At 39.8% G+C, this 15,874-nt stretch carries 16 protein-coding genes and 1 pseudogene; 12 read left to right on the top strand and 5 right to left on the bottom strand.

The window, feature by feature from the left end:
• Nucleotides 1-100 precede the first annotated feature (100 nt).
• The 4 genes from ELQ35_RS11190 to comJ all read left to right on the top strand — a co-directional run bounded on the left by ELQ35_RS11190 (nt 101) and on the right by comJ (nt 2,520).
• A complete protein-coding gene (locus ELQ35_RS11190; protein ID WP_370873494.1) occupies nt 101-721 on the top strand; it encodes a bifunctional transcriptional activator/DNA repair enzyme AdaA in 621 nt (206 codons plus the stop codon).
• Nucleotides 705-1,238, top strand: a complete 534-nt coding sequence (locus ELQ35_RS11195) for a methylated-DNA--[protein]-cysteine S-methyltransferase (protein WP_126864915.1) — start codon at nt 705-707, stop codon at nt 1,236-1,238. Before ELQ35_RS11190 ends, ELQ35_RS11195 begins: the two co-directional genes overlap by 17 nt.
• A 325-nt stretch (nt 1,239-1,563) precedes the next feature.
• A complete protein-coding gene (locus ELQ35_RS11200) occupies nt 1,564-1,953 on the top strand; it encodes a NucA/NucB deoxyribonuclease domain-containing protein (RefSeq protein WP_246026047.1) in 390 nt (129 codons plus the stop codon).
• A gap of 75 nt (nt 1,954-2,028) precedes the next feature.
• The gene (gene comJ, locus ELQ35_RS11205) at nt 2,029-2,520 is read left to right on the top strand and encodes a competence protein ComJ (RefSeq protein ID WP_185861736.1); all 492 of its coding nucleotides are present in this window, start codon (nt 2,029-2,031) and stop codon (nt 2,518-2,520) included.
• 228 nt (nt 2,521-2,748) lie between these two features.
• Here the strand turns inward: comJ and ELQ35_RS11210 are convergent, their stop codons facing one another.
• A complete protein-coding gene (locus tag ELQ35_RS11210) occupies nt 2,749-3,261 on the bottom strand; it encodes a YflT domain-containing protein (protein ID WP_185861737.1) in 513 nt (170 codons plus the stop codon).
• Nucleotides 3,262-4,869: 1,608 nt separating this feature from the next.
• On the opposite strand from ELQ35_RS11210, the gene pgsB reads away from it, so the two are divergent.
• From pgsB to ELQ35_RS11240, 5 genes are read left to right on the top strand one after another with little or no spacing between them, the layout of a single operon-like run.
• Entirely contained in the window at nt 4,870-6,051 is a 1,182-nt protein-coding gene (pgsB, locus tag ELQ35_RS11220; RefSeq protein ID WP_246026045.1) for a poly-gamma-glutamate synthase PgsB, read from the top strand.
• An 11-nt stretch (nt 6,052-6,062) separates the two neighbouring features.
• On the top strand, nt 6,063-6,512 hold the full coding sequence (pgsC, locus tag ELQ35_RS11225) for a poly-gamma-glutamate biosynthesis protein PgsC (RefSeq protein ID WP_126864920.1): 450 nt from the start codon (nt 6,063-6,065) through the stop codon (nt 6,510-6,512).
• A 16-nt stretch (nt 6,513-6,528) separates the two neighbouring features.
• Nucleotides 6,529-7,692, top strand: a complete 1,164-nt coding sequence (locus ELQ35_RS11230; protein WP_126864921.1) for a CapA family protein — start codon at nt 6,529-6,531, stop codon at nt 7,690-7,692.
• A gap of 1 nt (nt 7,693) precedes the next feature.
• Complete coding sequence (gene ggt, locus ELQ35_RS11235; RefSeq protein ID WP_126864922.1) at nt 7,694-9,280, top strand: gamma-glutamyltransferase; 1,587 nt, start codon at nt 7,694-7,696, stop codon at nt 9,278-9,280.
• 20 nt (nt 9,281-9,300) lie between these two features.
• On the top strand, nt 9,301-9,546 hold the full coding sequence (locus ELQ35_RS11240) for a hypothetical protein (RefSeq protein ID WP_126864923.1): 246 nt from the start codon (nt 9,301-9,303) through the stop codon (nt 9,544-9,546).
• A 231-nt stretch (nt 9,547-9,777) separates the two neighbouring features.
• Here ELQ35_RS11240 and ELQ35_RS11245 read toward each other — a convergent pair whose 3' ends face one another.
• Nucleotides 9,778-11,013 carry a C40 family peptidase gene (locus ELQ35_RS11245; protein WP_126864924.1) on the bottom strand — a complete coding sequence of 412 codons (1,236 nt, stop codon included), beginning with the start codon at nt 11,011-11,013 and terminating at the stop codon, nt 9,778-9,780.
• A 339-nt stretch (nt 11,014-11,352) separates the two neighbouring features.
• Between ELQ35_RS11245 and ELQ35_RS11250 the strand changes: the two genes are divergently transcribed.
• The gene (locus ELQ35_RS11250; protein ID WP_126864925.1) at nt 11,353-12,117 is read left to right on the top strand and encodes a MerR family transcriptional regulator; all 765 of its coding nucleotides are present in this window, start codon (nt 11,353-11,355) and stop codon (nt 12,115-12,117) included.
• A gap of 208 nt (nt 12,118-12,325) precedes the next feature.
• Here the strand turns inward: ELQ35_RS11250 and ELQ35_RS11255 are convergent, their stop codons facing one another.
• Together ELQ35_RS11255 and ELQ35_RS11260 are read right to left on the bottom strand one after the other, a co-directional pair.
• Nucleotides 12,326-13,084, bottom strand: a complete 759-nt coding sequence (locus ELQ35_RS11255; RefSeq protein ID WP_126864926.1) for an ABC transporter permease — start codon at nt 13,082-13,084, stop codon at nt 12,326-12,328.
• The gene (locus tag ELQ35_RS11260) at nt 13,081-13,815 is read right to left on the bottom strand and encodes an ABC transporter ATP-binding protein (RefSeq protein ID WP_126864927.1); all 735 of its coding nucleotides are present in this window, start codon (nt 13,813-13,815) and stop codon (nt 13,081-13,083) included. The genes ELQ35_RS11255 and ELQ35_RS11260 overlap by 4 nt, the downstream gene beginning before the upstream one ends.
• Nucleotides 13,816-14,111: 296 nt before the next feature.
• Here ELQ35_RS11260 and ELQ35_RS11265 point away from each other — a divergent pair.
• Nucleotides 14,112-14,438: pseudogene (locus ELQ35_RS11265) on the top strand (flavin monoamine oxidase family protein); the annotation flags it as partial.
• 109 nt (nt 14,439-14,547) lie between these two features.
• Here ELQ35_RS11265 and ELQ35_RS11270 read toward each other — a convergent pair.
• Nucleotides 14,548-14,835, bottom strand: a complete 288-nt coding sequence (locus ELQ35_RS11270; protein WP_246026046.1) for a hypothetical protein — start codon at nt 14,833-14,835, stop codon at nt 14,548-14,550.
• A gap of 315 nt (nt 14,836-15,150) precedes the next feature.
• Here ELQ35_RS11270 and ELQ35_RS11275 point away from each other — a divergent pair, with 315 nt between their 5' ends.
• Nucleotides 15,151-15,855, top strand: coding sequence for an SDR family oxidoreductase (locus ELQ35_RS11275; RefSeq protein ID WP_126864928.1), 705 nt, complete (start codon nt 15,151-15,153; stop codon nt 15,853-15,855).
• The last annotated feature ends 19 nt before the right edge of the window (nt 15,856-15,874 follow it).

A 15,874-nucleotide genomic window follows, 5' to 3' on the forward strand; every position in this document is an offset into this window, starting at 1 on the left:
TAACATAAACTAACGGTATATAATTTCACTATCTTGCTTTTATAGTATCTAAACCGTACATTCCTGCTAATTGACGGTATACTATCAGTGGAAGGGGATGATGAGCATGGATATGGATCGTGAGTATACGCAGGATTTTGTAACAGACGAAAAGTGGCAAGCGATTATAAATAATGACGCCTCTTATAATGGACAATTTTACTATGCGGTAAAAACGACAGGCATTTTTTGCAGGCCGTCATGCAAATCCCGCGCTCCGAAAAGAGAGAACGTACGAATCTTTAAGTGTGCAGACCAGGCACTTGCAGCGAATTATCGTCCTTGCAAACGTTGTAAGCCTACAAGGGAAAAGTTGCCGGATAGTGAATGGATAGCTCATGTTACACAGTATATTGACAAGAATTACATGGAAAAGCTTAACCTCGATCTATTAGCTGAAATTAGTCATGGAAGCCCTTATCATATGCATCGTATTTTCAAGAAAGTAAAGGGCATTACTCCTGTTGAATTTATACAGCAAGTAAGAATAAAAGAAGCCATAAAGTTTTTGATTGATACAGAAAAAGGGGTATCCGAGATTGCATTAGCTGTAGGCATCCCCAATACTTCATACTTTATAACATTGTTCAAAAAGAAAACTGGAGTAACACCAGCCGAATACCGTAAGTTAAATAAAAAGAAGTACAAAATGGAGGGATTACGCCATGGAATACAAGAATGAAAGCATATATTGGATGTTGCTAAAGCATGAAGATTGGAATATGTATATAGCTGCTACAGAAAAAGGACTTTGCTATGTTGGTTCGAAGACTATGCCGTTTGAAGAACTATCTGACTGGGTGGCAAGGAAATTTCCAGGATTTGAGCTTGTGGAAGATAAGGACAAGCTAGAACCCTATTCGATTCAACTTATTGAATATTTAGAAGGAAGACGCCAGGATTTCACGATTCCTTTTGATTATAAAGGTACTCCATTCCAGCAGGCAGTATGGGAAGCATTATGTAAAATTCCATATGGAAAAACTCAATCGTATTCCGACATTGCAACCCGAATTAATAAACCGGCCTCTGTACGTGCGGTAGGGACGGCAATTGGGGCAAATCGTGTGCTAATTACAGTGCCTTGTCACCGGGTTATAGGGAAAAATGGTTCTCTTACGGGATACAGGGGAGGATTGGAAATGAAGACGAAACTGCTTGATTTGGAAAGAGCGGGGGCACTCACCAACAGTAAGTAATATTTACAATTTGCGTTCACTTAAATCTGCTTACTTACAAGCTAAATATTATGTGTATTGGTAAAAGGGGTGATAATAATTCATGGATGATAAACCGTTGAAACTCTAGTAAACAATAGCCTGGTTTTAAAGAAAAGTCACACTTTATGAAAAATATACAATTAATTAATGAAATACCAAAAAGACTACATATTTCCTTCATGTTCCAAATGTAGAATAAATCCGTAGATTACTATTTCTACAGTAAAAAAATCGAATGGAGGAATACAAAATGTTCCATGTGAAAGAAAAGAAGTTCTTATTTTCGGTATTTTTTGTTCTGTCAATGTTGTTAGCCACTGTTCTCCCGCAAATGTATACTTCCGAAGAAACCGCCCAAGCAGCTAGTTCTTATGATGCCACATTGACATTTCCGAGCAGCCAATATCCTTACACAGCCGATCATATTCGCGATGCTATAGCGTCCGGTCACTCTTCCGTTTGTACGATTGACCGCGATGGTGCTGACCAAAACCGAGAGGAATCACTTCGCGGGATACCTACAAAACCGGGATACGATCGTGATGAGTGGCCAATGGCTATGTGTGAAGAAGGCGGAGCAGGTGCAGATGTTCGTTACGTTCCTTCCTCTGACAATCGTGGTTCTGGGGCATGGGTTGGAAATCAACTTTCTAAATATCCAGACGGAACACGTGTTAAATTTTACGTATATTAAATGAAACGCAAAAAGCCCATTTGGGCTTTTTGCTTTATAATAATGAGGAATTCTAATTTGGGGAGGATGGATAGTATGAAAAAGTTTCCTGAGGGAGAGTTACATATATCATATTCACAAATTACTGTGTTTAATAAAGGTCTTGAAAATCCTTATTCTGATTGGACAGACAAACATATTAATCAGGGCTTTGTGTGGAGAGAAGGCACTGTGTCTTTTGGAACACTTTCAGACTCGCTCTGTAAAATCGAAGTGATTCTTGGTGGTGAAATCACTGCGAGTGCAGAAGCGATTCGATCTATTGTCGTCCCGTTTACAACCGCTGATACCGGCATCACGATATCAAGTATCCTTTCAAAAGAGTACAATTTTGTTATCCCGGCTGGATCTTATGAACTCTTGTTTGAAGCGTTCCCGCTCGAGCCCCCTAGTGAAAACGATTTCTTCAAAGTACAATATAGTTTTACGTTTGCAGAATCAAAAAGTCCTAAAGCCCGCATTCTTAAACACGATGGTGACTTACTTTCTCCTGAGACATTATTGATGACTGGAGAAGCTGCTGTGTGATCTGTATGAAATCTCAAACGGTTGTTTCTCACCTTAGTTCCTCAGTTAGATTCGTATCCAAAGTTATCATATAATTTTTATTGGAGCGAGTAACGAACATTAGCTACATTTTAGACACTTTGCAAAAAGGATCTAAGGTGTGGCTTTTTTATGTGTCAACAAATGAAAGGATGTAAATAAAATGGAAAAGGCGGGATATCATGCAATTTGACGGAGTTTGTTACATTATTAAGTACTGCTACTGTTATGATAGGAGGAATTTAATGCGTTTTTTGGGCGTAATGTTACATGAATTCCTTTTTCCCTGTCTGCATCTGTATCGACAAGTAAAAGGATATCACCCTGTTTTATATAGTTTACATACTCATTTGCTTCATGCTCAGAAATACCCATTCCAACCAGTGCGCCAACTAAACGTCCTGCCCCTGCTCCAGCAGTTGCTCCCCCTAAGGTAGCGAGAATTGGGCCGGCTGCTATAATTGGGCCTACTCCAGGGATGGCAAGAGCACCGATTCCAGCGAGCAGTCCGGCAATCGCACCCATAAATCCCCCGGTAGCTGCTCCTGTGACAGCTGCTTTCTCTATTTTTGTATCTGTTTCCTCTGAAATATCTCTAAACTCTTTTTTTTCCTTTGTAATTAGTGAAATATCATCTGAAGTATATCCTTGATCTTTCAAAGAATTAATCGAGCGTATTACTTCATCCACATTATGAAATACTCCTACGACTTTCTTTTCCATAATCTAAAATACCTCCATTTATTTGGCATGAGCCATTATTTTATTAGTCAAATCTTTTGGATTAGAAGAAATGAAACATATTTAAATGCTACTGAGTACTGTTTAGACTGTAATGGTACCTGATTACATGAGATGGAAACACTCACTAACAAGGAAATGCACACACGCGATGATTATTTTTAATCCTATTCTATATGAAACTCGTTTATACCATATTTAGTCTTCCGTGAACGTAATTTAGTTTGATTTATTCGAATTATAAAAAAGGTTCAGGAAAACCTAGCATCACATGGCCGGAAGCGGTGGACGAATCGCTTTGTTTCGGTTGGATTGACGGAATGCGGAAAAAGATCGATGATGTTAGTTATACCATTCGGTTTGCACTCCGGAAACCATACAGCGTTTGGAGTTCTGTAAACAGCCTGGAGCAAAGTTTTGTTAATCAAACGTTTGATTAACAAAATTTTTAATCAAGGTGCTCATTTTAATTAACCGATACAGCCATCAATAGAAGCAGTCAATTTCTTGCCATCATCCATCGGAAAAGAAGAAGGAAGGATCATTTAATTTTTCTTATTGCCAGGTTTCTCAACAAAGAATTTAGAATAAAAGCGAAGAATTAGTTAAATGAAAGTCAAAAAGAAATACTATATAAATATGTTGAACTTAAATTTTTCACACGCTTCAAATTGGTTTTAGGGTTTCATTCTGCACAGCAGGTTGTATAAGACGTTCCACCAGGCATAAGAGTGCCTTTATAACCCCTGTGAAGGACAAAAACGAGTCAGTTCGCCCGTGAAATGTCCTTCATAAGGACAATGAAGGACAAAAACCAGTCAGCTCGCCCGTGAAATGTCCTTCATAAGGACAATGAAGGACAACAAACAGTCAGCTTGCCTTAGAAATGTCCTTCATAAGCCTATAGGTTCGAATTTCATAAGTAGAGGCTTCTCAAGAACCTGTAATTGTTAAGTTCAAAATATATAGAATACCCAGCTAATCAATCCCACTACTTTAGCAATTTTTCTTTAGGTATATTTGAAGCTACAATTACAAATATGTAAAATAATTTGAAGGGATAATAGGAAATTCATCTCTTATAATTTAAGTAAAAATACATTTGCTTTTTCTGAGTGATAAAATAAAACTATTATTTTAGATAATTAGACCTAATTAAAAAGGATGTATAAAGAAGGAATTCTCTGTACTCTCATTTCTTTCCTCGCTTTTCTACAAAAGGCCCATTACAATCTCTTAACATAGCTTATTAAATGATGATTTTCCTAAAAAAAAACTATAATTTTACATTTTAAGGATAGCGCTTTCAATAGTTATCCTTTTTTTTTATTAAAAAAAATGCCTGTCAAATCAGCATTTGTGCAAGTCTGAGAGGATAGTGGAATATTCAGTAATATCAGAATATTTGTTCGCCATCCTACTTTTAACTTGTGTTTGCTTTTTTTTCCATGTTTTCTTGCGATTGAAATAGGCACTATAGTCATCTGGAATAGTTCATTCATCAGCTTTACATTTAAGTAGGTGTTACCCGAAATTGCTTTTTTATGTGTTAACAAGTTGACCTAAATGGATAAGGGAGATGATGAATACTTGTGGATAATCTTTGTGGTCTCAGCTTTGATTTTCTTACTTGGCGTTCTTGAGAAAAGACGTCATCAAAAGAACGTAGATTCCATTCCTGTGAGAGTAAACATCAATGGAATACGCGGAAAGTCAACCGTAACAAGACTCATTACAGGCATCCTCATAGAGGCAGGTTATAAGACAGTAGGGAAAACAACTGGGACAGATGCCAGAATGATTTATTGGAATACAAAGGAAGAAAGCCCGATCGTACGTAGACCCGAAGGACCGAATATCGGGGAACAAAGGCGAGTGATCAAGGAAGTCTCGGATTTAGAGGCAGATGCTCTGGTAAGTGAATGTATGGCTGTAAATCCGGAATATCAAATTATTTTTCAAGAGGATATGCTTCAAGCAAGTATTGGAGTTATCGTGAATGTGTTAGAAGACCATATGGATGTTATGGGTCCCACATTAGATGATATCGCAGAAGCGTTCCTGGCAACGATTCCTCATAATGGGCATGTTATTGTGAACGAGAGTCGTTATATAGAGTTCTTTAGGAAAGAAGCGGAAAAGCGTAATACGAAGTTAATTGTTGCTGATAACTCTCGCATTTCAGATGAGTTTTTGCGAAGCTTCGAGTACATGGTCTTTCCTGACAATGCTTCACTCGCATTAGCTGTTGCAGAAGCCCTTGATATTGATGAAATAACAGCCTTTCGCGGCATGTTAAATGCTCCTCCTGATCCTGGTGCAATGAAGATTCTGCCGCTGATCTCGACGAGTCAGCCAGGATACTTTGTAAATGGATTCGCTGCAAACGATGCTTCTTCAACGATTAATATTTGGAAGAGGGTAGAAGAGCTCGGCTATCCAACTGATGATGCAGCGATCATTATGAATTGCCGTCCGGACAGGGTCGATCGGACCATCCAGTTTGCGAATGATGTGTTGCCGCACATCAAAGTGAAAGACGTATTTCTAATTGGTGAAACAACGCAGCCAATCGTGAGAGCTTATAACGAAGGAAAGATTCCTTCTGAAAATCTTCATAACCTTGAAGGTTATACAACAGATGAAATAGTAGATGAACTGGAAAGTACACTGCATGGAAGAGTGGTGTACGGTGTCGGAAATATCCATGGTGCCGCTGGGCCGCTTATCGAAAGGCTCGAAACATTTAAAGTGAAGCAACTTGTTAGTTAGGAGGAGCCATTTTGTTCGGATCAGATTTATACATCGCACTCGTATTAGGAGTTTTACTTAGTTTATTATTTGCCGAAAAAACAGGGATACTGCCTGCTGGGCTGGTGGTTCCAGGTTACCTTGCATTAGTGTTTGATCAACCCGTATTCTTAGCTGTTATCTTTTTAATTAGTATCATCACGTATTTTATTGTCACCAAATTCATCGCGAAATTTACGATTTTATATGGCCGGAGAAAGTTTGCTGCCATGCTAACAACCGGAATCCTATTAAAAGTAGCCTTTGACTATCTTTATCCTGTGATGCCATTTGAAATTGCAGAATTTAGAGGAATTGGAGTTGTCGTCCCGGGCTTGATCGCAAATACGATGCAAAAGCAAGGGCTGGCATTAACAGTAAGCAGTACATTGCTTTTAAGCGGCGGAACCTTCTTATGTATGTACTTATACTATATTATCTAATTTTTGGAGGGAGAGCATGAGTCAATCATCGGAAAAGAAACTAACGTTTCAGGAGAAACTACTCCGATTTGTCAAAAAAGATAAGAAGCGAACAAGCAAATATTCGTTGATCGGACTCTTCATTTCGTTAATAGTGATGTACGGATTTTCTTTAGCGGAGCGTCCGCAAGCAAAAGCGGTGACTCAATATAAAGATGAAGTGTTTACCGCTTCTTTTATGGGAGATATCATGATGGGCCGAGATGTGAAGAAGGTCACAGATCGCAAAGGAGTAGATTATCTCTTTCAACATGTGAAGCCTTATCTGCAAAACTCTGACTATATTACCGCAAATCTAGCAAGCCCGATCACATCAAATGAGAATTATCCTAAAAATGAATCAAAACGGCTTCATTTTCAAGCAAATGAGGAAGCAGCAGCTGCGTTAAAGGACATGAACTTCACAGCAGTGAATCTTGCAAACACCCATGCGATGGATTATGGGGTTCAAGGTCTGAATGATACGTTTACGAATATGCAAGAACAAGGAATCGATGTGGTGGGTGCAGGGAACTACTTTGATGATGCAAAACAGCGGATTTCATATCAAAACTTCAATGGAATTACGGTTGCTACTCTTGGATTTACAGATGTTTATCCTGAAGGCTCCAATGTCACAAAGTATAAAGCGGGTGTCCTTCCCATGCATCCAAAATACTTTATTCCAATGATCAATGAAGCGAAGGATAAAGCTGACTTTGTATTTGTAAATGCCCATTGGGGGCAGGAATATGATGCAGAAGTACATCCAAGACAAGAAGAATTTGCAAAGTCAATGGTCGATGCTGGCGCTGACGTCATTATTGGACATCACCCACACGTCCTGGCTCCTGTTGAGGTATACAAGGATAGTGTGATCTTCTTCAGCTTAGGAAACTTTGTCCATGATCAGGGCTGGTCTAGAACGAGAGAAAGTGCCTTGGCTCAAATGAGACTGCTCAAAGATGGAACTGCACGTTTTGAAATGAACCTTATTGATATTAGAGAGGGTCAACCATCGCCAGTTCGTGAAATCAACAATCTTAAAAAGAAAAAAATGATCAATCAGTTAACAGGGGACTCAAGTAACCTCGATTGGAAAGAGGAAAATGGGGGAATCAGCTTTGAATTGGATTATTCTGATAAGTTGAAAAAGGAGTAATATGTTAAAAAAATTTGGTTTGATCATTGTCCTGGGAATCACGGCAATCGTTCTAATTGTCGTTTATAACACAAAAAAAGACTCGGTGGAGCATCAAGGCGGGGCGGTAAGCGCTAATCACCCCCTCGCTGTAAAAGCTGGAATGGAAGTGCTTAAAAATGGCGGAAATGCAGTGGATGCAGCTGTTGCTGTCTCTTATGCACTCAGCGTCGTCGAGCCTTATGCATCAGGGCTAGGCGGCGGTGGAGCCATGGTTGTTTATAATCCTGAAAAAAATGTGAAGCGGGTCTATGATTATAAAGATATTGCACCAACAAATATGAAAGCATCAAGCAAGGTAGGGGTGCCTGGTCAGGTGAAAGGATTAGAAACAGCCCACAAGGACCTCGGCCGAAAACCCATGGATAAGCTGCTTGATCCTGCCATTGAATATGCTGATAAAGGCTTTAAAGTGGATCAGTTCTTGACTGACAGGCTTGAGGCAGAAAAAGAAAAGCTTGATCCTGTTCCAAAGAGTTTTTATCCAGAAGGAAAGCCCATTCAACCAAATGAAGTTTTGCAGCAGAAGGAGCTTGCTGATACGTTAAAAGCAATTCAAAAGTCCGGCAGTCAAGCTTTCTATTCAGGTGAAACAGCTCAAGCTATCGTTAAAAAGTCAGGTAATATCAGTATGAAAGATCTATCTAAGTATGAAACAAAAAAACGTAAGCCTGTTACAGGAAAGTTTGGTCCCTATGAGGTAATAACAGCTCCAGCGCCAATGGGAGGAGTGACATTGCTTCAAATGCTGAAGATGGTTGAACTTTATAAAGATGAATTCGAACGAGGCCAAGTAACCAACTACATTCATTTAATGGGTGAAATATCAAAACAAGCCTATGGTGATCGAGTAGAAGAGGTTGCCGATCCCAAGTTCGAAGACGTGAATGTAAAGAAAATGCTGTCAGATAAACACATTGAAGATTTAGCGAAAGACATTGACTTTGAAGGTGTCACATTTGATATTGACATTAATGACTCTGAGGCCGATGAGAAAGATTACGATAACACGACACATTTTGTCATCAAAGATGCAGAGGGAACGGTTGTATCGGTAACAACCACGCTCGGAAATTTTTTCGGTTCTGGTCAGAATACGAATGGAGTTTTCTTAAATAATGCACTAAGCCATTTTAGTAGTGATGAGTCATCACCCAATAAAATCGAGCCCGGGAAAGCGCCTCGCAGTTTTGTTTCTCCTTCGATACTTGTCGGAAAAAATGAGACGATCGGAATTGGAACACCCGGAGGTAAACGAATTCCAGTTGTCCTGGCAGAGATTCTGACTCAGCATGAATACTTCGGCGCATCATGGCAGGATGCGATCAACCAACGAAGGTTTTACGTCGAAGACAATGACATTTCGATGGAACATGGGTTTCCTAAGAATGTCAGAAAGAGATTGGATAAAAGAGGATATAACGTCGAGATTAAAGAATCGCCTTATTTTTATGGCGGAGTTACAGCTGTCATTGAAGATAAGGAAAATGGTCGAGTTTACGGTGCAGCTGATCCTAGGAGAACAGGTACTTGGAATTCTATTAACTAAAGGAATGGGAGGAATAAATAATGAAGTTAATTAAAAATGTGCTACCAGTATTAGCGATTGCAGGGTTAATGACATTTATTTCTATGAACAAGCAAATTGAAGTGGTTGACGCAACAGAGAAGAAAACCATCTCAGCTGAAATGACAAAAATCGAACTAAAAGAACTACAAAAAGTAGCAGAGGCAAGAGCACAAAAAGTGGCAGCAGCTCAAGCAAAGGCGAAAGCACAAAGAGTGGTTGAAGGCCAACCAAAAGCCCTAAACTAAATCAGATGATTCATTAGATGATCAGTATAGTTCCTGTTAGAGTTTTTCCATGAATGGGCAGATCAAGCTGACATCGAAGCAAGAGCTCAAGCAAACGCCGCAAATTTGCGAGTGAATAATAGAATAGACGACAGCAATAAACAGGCTCTTGCAGGGATTTGCAAGAGCCTTACTTTTTACTAGTTTCCATCCAACCTATGGATTTAGGCCCATAGGTATTATGCTTTGATTTTACAGTATTCTCCTCGCTTTTATGAATTTCTCTCCCCAGTAGCGGTTCACCTTATAATGAACGACTCTTACTCCTTCATTGCCAGAAACAAGTAAGACCTGGCCTTTTCCTGCATAAATGGCGGGTACGATGCTGGTTGTTTGGAAGAAGACCAGGTCGCCGGGTAGAAGGTCGGATTCGTTAATATCCTTTCCAACCTTTATTTGCTCCCTTCCGTACCTTGGAAGACTGATACCTGAGGACTGCTTCAATACATATTGTACAAAACCGCCTGTATCAAAGCCTGCAGTCGGATTGGTACCTCCTTTATTGTAAGGAGTTCCAATCAATTTCACTGCTGTCTCGACAACAGGATTCTCCATATCCAGCTTCAAATGTGTGAATCTTTTCGCTCCAGCAAACTTTTCCTGTAAGTAGCTGTTGGAAAGATAACTGACGGTGACTTGATTCGCTCCGCCGATGCGGGTCGCATTAATGATCTGATTATCACCTGCATAGATGCCTACATGGGAGATCCCTGGCCTGTGTGTATCCTTAAAGAAAACAAGATCCCCTACAGCCAAATTCCCCAGCTGTACAGCTTCGCCAACATCCCACTGCTGTTCAGGGGTTTCGGGAAGATAAATGCCTAGCACCTGTTCATATATGTATTTAGTAAATCCTGAACAATCAAAGCCTGCAGGTGTTTTTCCGCCTTCTTGATAAGGGACACCTAAATAGGAAATAGCTTTATTGATAAGCGGATTTGACAGATCCACCTTTAATGGTTCGGCAATTCGTTTTGCTCCGTAAAATCTCTTATTCCAGTATACCGAAGATTGAAAGGAAATCGTCGTTACACCTTTGGAGACAGAGCTGTAAATCATTTTGCCGTCGCCCTTATAGATTGCTGTTGTTGTAAGACGGCCGCTCGTAAGGTCCTTAAAAAACAGCACATCTCCTGGCTTCAAGTTTTCCTTTGACACTTCATCTCCCCAACTCCATTGATCACTTGACCGCAAAGGCAAATCAAATCCATTGGCTTCTTTGAACACATATTGAACGAAGCCCGCTGAGCCAAACCCTTCCGAAGGTGTATTTCCGCCTTCTGAATAACGGGTTCCTGAGTATATGTCAGCGGTACGTGTAATGGTATTCGCGTTTTCAGCTTTAACTGGTTCCCCATTCAAAGGAAATTGCAGACCCACAGCCAGCAGTCCGCAAGCAACACTTGTTCCGATCCATTTTATTTTCATAGGTTTGAATACTCCTTGTTAAGTGACTTAAATCATTATGTCATAATCAATTTGGACTGCCAATAGATTTTCAGGCATTGGTAAATGACTGCATCCATAAAATCATTTACTTATCGCAAAACAAGGGATAGACATCATTTTATTTATCGGCCTGTTTATTGGCGCTATATTCTTTATATCGGCAGGAAGCTTCTTTTATTTATGCTTTTATGCTGATTTAGAAGAAGACAAAAGACAATATAGTGCCAAGAAAATGGGCTATCAGGAATTTTTTTCAAAAGGGTGTTGACCTTGACGTTGCGTAAAGGTTTACAGTTAAATGGTCAGGAGGTGAAACACATGGAATATACAGTGCAGAAGCTAGGCAGGTTGGCCGGGGTCAGCACCAGAACGCTTCGGTATTATGATGAGATTGGCCTTCTTAAGCCGGCAAGAACCAACTCTTCAGGATACCGCATCTATGGTCAGCAGGAAGTTGATAGGTTACAGCAAATCCTGTTCTATAGGGAACTGGAGATCAGTCTAGACAATATTAAAGAAATTGTGACTGCCCCCTCCTTTAACCGAGCTGAAGCCCTTATCGAACATCGTGAACAACTCCTTGACAAAAGAAAGCAGTTGGATTTGCTGATCGCCAATGTGGAAAAAACAATTGCCTCAAACGAGGGGAGAATGACTATGGCTGATAAAGAAAAGTTTGAAGGTTTTAAGCAAAAAATGATTGATGATAACGAAAAAAAGTATGGGAAGGAAATTCGTGAAAAGTATGGCGATGATACCATTAATAAGTCCAATGAAAAGCTAAAGAACATGACACAAGAAGAGCATGAAGAAGTAACGCGTCTGGCGAATGAAGTGACTGCCACTTTAACTGAAGCTTTTAAAAATGGCAACCCTTCAAGTGCCATTGCTCAAAAAGCAGCCGATGTGCATAAGCAGTGGTTAACTCATTACTGGAGCGAGTACAGTAAAGAAGCGCATGCGGGACTTGCCCAAATGTATGTGGATGACGAGCGTTTTAAGGAGTACTATGATAAAAAGCAGCCGGGTTCGGCAGAATTTCTGAGAGACGCTATCCACATTTATACGGGTTATAAGAAATAGGATTGTTACAGAAGGGAGTAGTACCGCAGTCATTAGAATGCGGTACTACTCCCTTCAAATTTACTGAGTGGTGTTTTAAAGAAAAGAAGGCGTTCGAAAGTATCGAACGCCTTGCTTTCACTTCCTTCTACCTGTTTAATCCGTTTTTTTCGCCCAGAATGACAGCATCAATGCCGCCTGAGTGTAAGCAGCCACTTAAATTCGAATCCTATTTCCATGCCTGAATATCCAGCTGTTGATGTCTATTAAATAAACCCGGATAGATGAGAAAGCCCAGGATAATGGCTGTTAGCGAGGCTGCAGATAAGATCATAAATACAATTAAGAGTTGAAACCGGACAGCTTGTATAGGATCAGCTCCAGCAATAATTTGGCCCGTCATCATTCCGGGAAGCTGGACTAAACCGATTGTTTTTTGGCCTTCAATAGTTGGGATAAGGCTTGAACGGATTGATTGTTTTAAGATTGGATAAATGGACTGTTTGATGCTGCCACCCAGTGACAATACGAGCAGAACTTCTTCTTTTCTCATCTCTAACTCCCCTTTTAAACGATTTAAGAAGAGATTTGCGATCACCATGGAACTTCCGATTATCATACCACTGATCGAGATAATGTATTGTGGAGTTGCCGGTACAATCTGTAATCCTAATAGAAATCCTTGAGTAATGATCTCAACAAAAGAAATAGTCAAGAAAATTTTCCAAAAAATATAGGGCAGCCCTTTGCCGCGTTTTGCTGCATTTTCAGCTGCAACTATAATCATTATCAGCAGCATTAGAATCACTGCGAATGGGTTATCGAAACCGAAAACCATTTTTAAAATATACCCAACAATAAATAATTGTATGGTGGCGCGAATACTCGTAATGATTAAATCGCGGCCGAGTCCTAATTTGAATGCTTGTGATAGAAAAAGTGCAAGAATGACAAAGCCAAAACTTAATAGAATGGCAAATAAGCTCATTTATAATTCCTCTTCATGTCTAAAAATTGTTTCGTCCGTACATCTTTAGGTTCTGTAAAAAATTGTTTGGTAGGTGCCGCTTCAATAATGCTTCCATCCATGACGAGCCATGTTTGATCACCGACTCGTTCGGCTTGAGATAGATCATGGGTGACCCAGAGGATAGTCGTATGCTGTTCCCGGTTGATCCGCAAAACGAGTTCTTCCACCTCGTGTGAAGCTAAGGAATCTAGTGCAGATGTAACTTCATCCAGCAGCAAAACAGATGGCTCATTAACAAGTGTTCTGGCAAAAGCTAATCTTTGTTTCTGCCCGCCGGAAAGCTCTTTAGCCTGACGTGATAAAAGGTCCTCTGTGAGACCAACATACTTCATGTATTTTTTGGGATTTTCCAATGACTTACCTTGCAATCGTGCAGGAAGGCTCAAATTATCTAATGAGGTTCCTTTTAGCATGGGTGCGTCCTGGAAGGCAATACCAACTAGACGCCTAAGCTCTTGTATATTCCACTCCCGAACTTCCTTACCATGAATATGTATCTCTCCTTCATCAGGAGTTTGTAGTAAATTGCATAAAGATAAAATGGTGCTTTTTCCTGATCCTGATGGTCCAACAATCGTTACAATCGTTCCTTTTGTTACTTTTGCGCTAATCCCTTTTAATACAGAGACAGTTTCATGGTCATGCATAAATGCTTTGCAGACGTTTTTTAATTCAATTTCCGATTCCATATTAAGGGTTTCTCACTCCTATCATACAAAAGGGTTTCTTTCAGATTCCGCGTCACTTGGAGTATAACAAAAATATAAACTCAAAAATAAAGTTGTTTAAAATTGGCTGTAAAAACCCTTGAAATTCAGGAATTTACCCTCTTTTAAACAGCTTTCTTGGTATTTTACAAGTGATCGACGGCATGTGTGTTGTTCCTTCTTTTACATATTTTTACTTTCCAAATGAATAAGATGACTATAGACCACCTTTTTACAGCTCACTTTCAGTCTGATAAGCATCGTAGAGGAGGAAAGGTATGTCAAACTATGTATCTCCGGAGTTATCAACTGATCAAATGATTTCGATCATCAGAAATGGACTTCAAAAAACTCAAATTCCCAAGAAAATCATCATTGTTGGCGCAGGTATGGCAGGACTGGTCTCGGCCTTATTGCTTAAGCAAGCTGGACACAATGTTACAATCCTTGAAGCTTCTGAAAGAGTGGGGGGACGGGTCTATACGGTAAGATCCGATTTTAGGGATGAACAGTATCTTGAAGTTGGGGCGATGCGCATTCCGGATACTCATCTTTTGACTTTGGAATATATAAGGAAGTTCCGCCTTCCGTTAAATAGATTTATGTATCCCTCCCTTGGTAATTCTGGATATTATATACTGTTAACATGACTTCTGGAGAGCTAACCTGTGTTCGAGCGGTGATCTTTTTTCATAGTCTTACATGAATGCGGAATTATTCAGTTAGATATAACTTATCAATCACTGAATTAACTAACGGACGTAAATCCCGAAGCAAGGCTCCATACTTTTCACTGCTTGTCATTGCATCCATCGTTTCTTTTTCATTCCAAACACTTACGACGCCAAAAAGAGGATTATTATTTTCAATATTAGGCTCTAAAAAATATACACTAACACAGCCTGCATCTTTATTGACAGGCACAAGTACATTTCTTCCCAATTCCCGTAGTTGATTTTCCATTCCCACTTTGCAATCGATATTAACCACTCTAACAAACATCAAATTCCTCCCTTTAAACCTTTATCCAATTCAAGATACATTGTTTTATGATGCAATTCAATCATCATGATTTTAATAAAACCTTCATGATTAATATATACCCTGATAACCTAAACCATCCATCTATTCGAGTAAGGGAATTACGTACTTATAAATTCTTATTTAATAGCCAGCAGGCGTATATGTTGCATATCCAAACGTAACATAGGTACACTTTAAAAAGTCTTGTTTATTGTTTGTACTATGATTTAAGGAATAAGGTATTCCAGTTATCAACTTGGTTAAAATAAACAAAATCTTAAGGAGGCAATCACTTTGTCATTAAAAGGAAAACGCGTAGTTATCATCGGAGGCACTTCCGGCATTGGACTTTCCACTGCAAGGGCATTTCTTGATCAATCAGCTCAGGTTATCATTGCCAGCCGTTCTGCTGCAAAACTTTCTGCTGCAAAAAAGGCACTTGGTGATCAAGTAGATATATTTGAACTTGACTTCCGTAACGAAGAGATGGTTGCAGATGTTTTCAACAAAATTGGAAAGTTTGATCACCTGGTAATCACAGCCGGAGAGATCACTACTGGCCGATTTAGCGACCTGCCTATCTCTGATGCAAAAGAGTCTTTTGAAAATAAATTCTGGGGGCAGTACATCACAGTTCGGGCTGCTGTCCCATATTTAAATAATGCAAGTTCTATTACGATGACCTCAGGCGGATATGCGAAGGGTGCGACTACTTTAGAGGCTGTCAATTCTGCAGTTGAAGGATTAGTACGCGGACTTGCCGTTGACCTGGCTCCTGTGAGAGTGAATGTCGTTTCACCTGGTATGGTGGACACACCACTCTTTTCCGGAATGCCGGAAGAGCTGCGGCAGGAAAGCTTCTCTAAAGCAGCCCAGCATTTGCCCGTTGGACGAGTCGGAAAACCGGAAGACATCGCTCAATCATATGTCTATTTAGCGGAAAATGGATTCACTACAGGAACAGTGGTTACCATCAATGGCGGCGCTCACTTGGGGTAATAAGCTGATTTAGAAAGAA

Origin of the sequence: Peribacillus cavernae, assembly GCF_003989135.1 — a bacterium.
Lineage (GTDB): Bacteria > Bacillota > Bacilli > Bacillales > DSM-1321 > Peribacillus > Peribacillus cavernae.

Bases quoted from the DNA above. Each gene is read 5' to 3' on its own strand.
- ELQ35_RS11190 (WP_370873494.1), top strand. From the start codon at position 101: ATGAGCATGGATATGGATCGTGAGTATACGCAGGATTTTGTAACAGAC.
- ELQ35_RS11195 (WP_126864915.1), top strand. From the start codon at position 705: ATGGAATACAAGAATGAAAGCATATATTGGATGTTGCTAAAGCATGAA.
- ELQ35_RS11200 (WP_246026047.1), top strand. From the start codon at position 1,564: ATGTTGTTAGCCACTGTTCTCCCGCAAATGTATACTTCCGAAGAAACC.
- comJ (WP_185861736.1), top strand. From the start codon at position 2,029: ATGAAAAAGTTTCCTGAGGGAGAGTTACATATATCATATTCACAAATT.
- ELQ35_RS11210 (WP_185861737.1), bottom strand. From the start codon at position 3,261: ATGGAAAAGAAAGTCGTAGGAGTATTTCATAATGTGGATGAAGTAATA.
- ELQ35_RS11230 (WP_126864921.1), top strand. From the start codon at position 6,529: ATGAGTCAATCATCGGAAAAGAAACTAACGTTTCAGGAGAAACTACTC.
- ggt (WP_126864922.1), top strand. From the start codon at position 7,694: ATGTTAAAAAAATTTGGTTTGATCATTGTCCTGGGAATCACGGCAATC.
- ELQ35_RS11240 (WP_126864923.1), top strand. From the start codon at position 9,301: ATGAAGTTAATTAAAAATGTGCTACCAGTATTAGCGATTGCAGGGTTA.
- ELQ35_RS11245 (WP_126864924.1), bottom strand. From the start codon at position 11,013: ATGAAAATAAAATGGATCGGAACAAGTGTTGCTTGCGGACTGCTGGCT.
- ELQ35_RS11250 (WP_126864925.1), top strand. From the start codon at position 11,353: ATGGAATATACAGTGCAGAAGCTAGGCAGGTTGGCCGGGGTCAGCACC.
- ELQ35_RS11255 (WP_126864926.1), bottom strand. From the start codon at position 13,084: ATGAGCTTATTTGCCATTCTATTAAGTTTTGGCTTTGTCATTCTTGCA.
- ELQ35_RS11260 (WP_126864927.1), bottom strand. From the start codon at position 13,815: ATGGAATCGGAAATTGAATTAAAAAACGTCTGCAAAGCATTTATGCAT.
- ELQ35_RS11270 (WP_246026046.1), bottom strand. From the start codon at position 14,835: ATGTTTGTTAGAGTGGTTAATATCGATTGCAAAGTGGGAATGGAAAAT.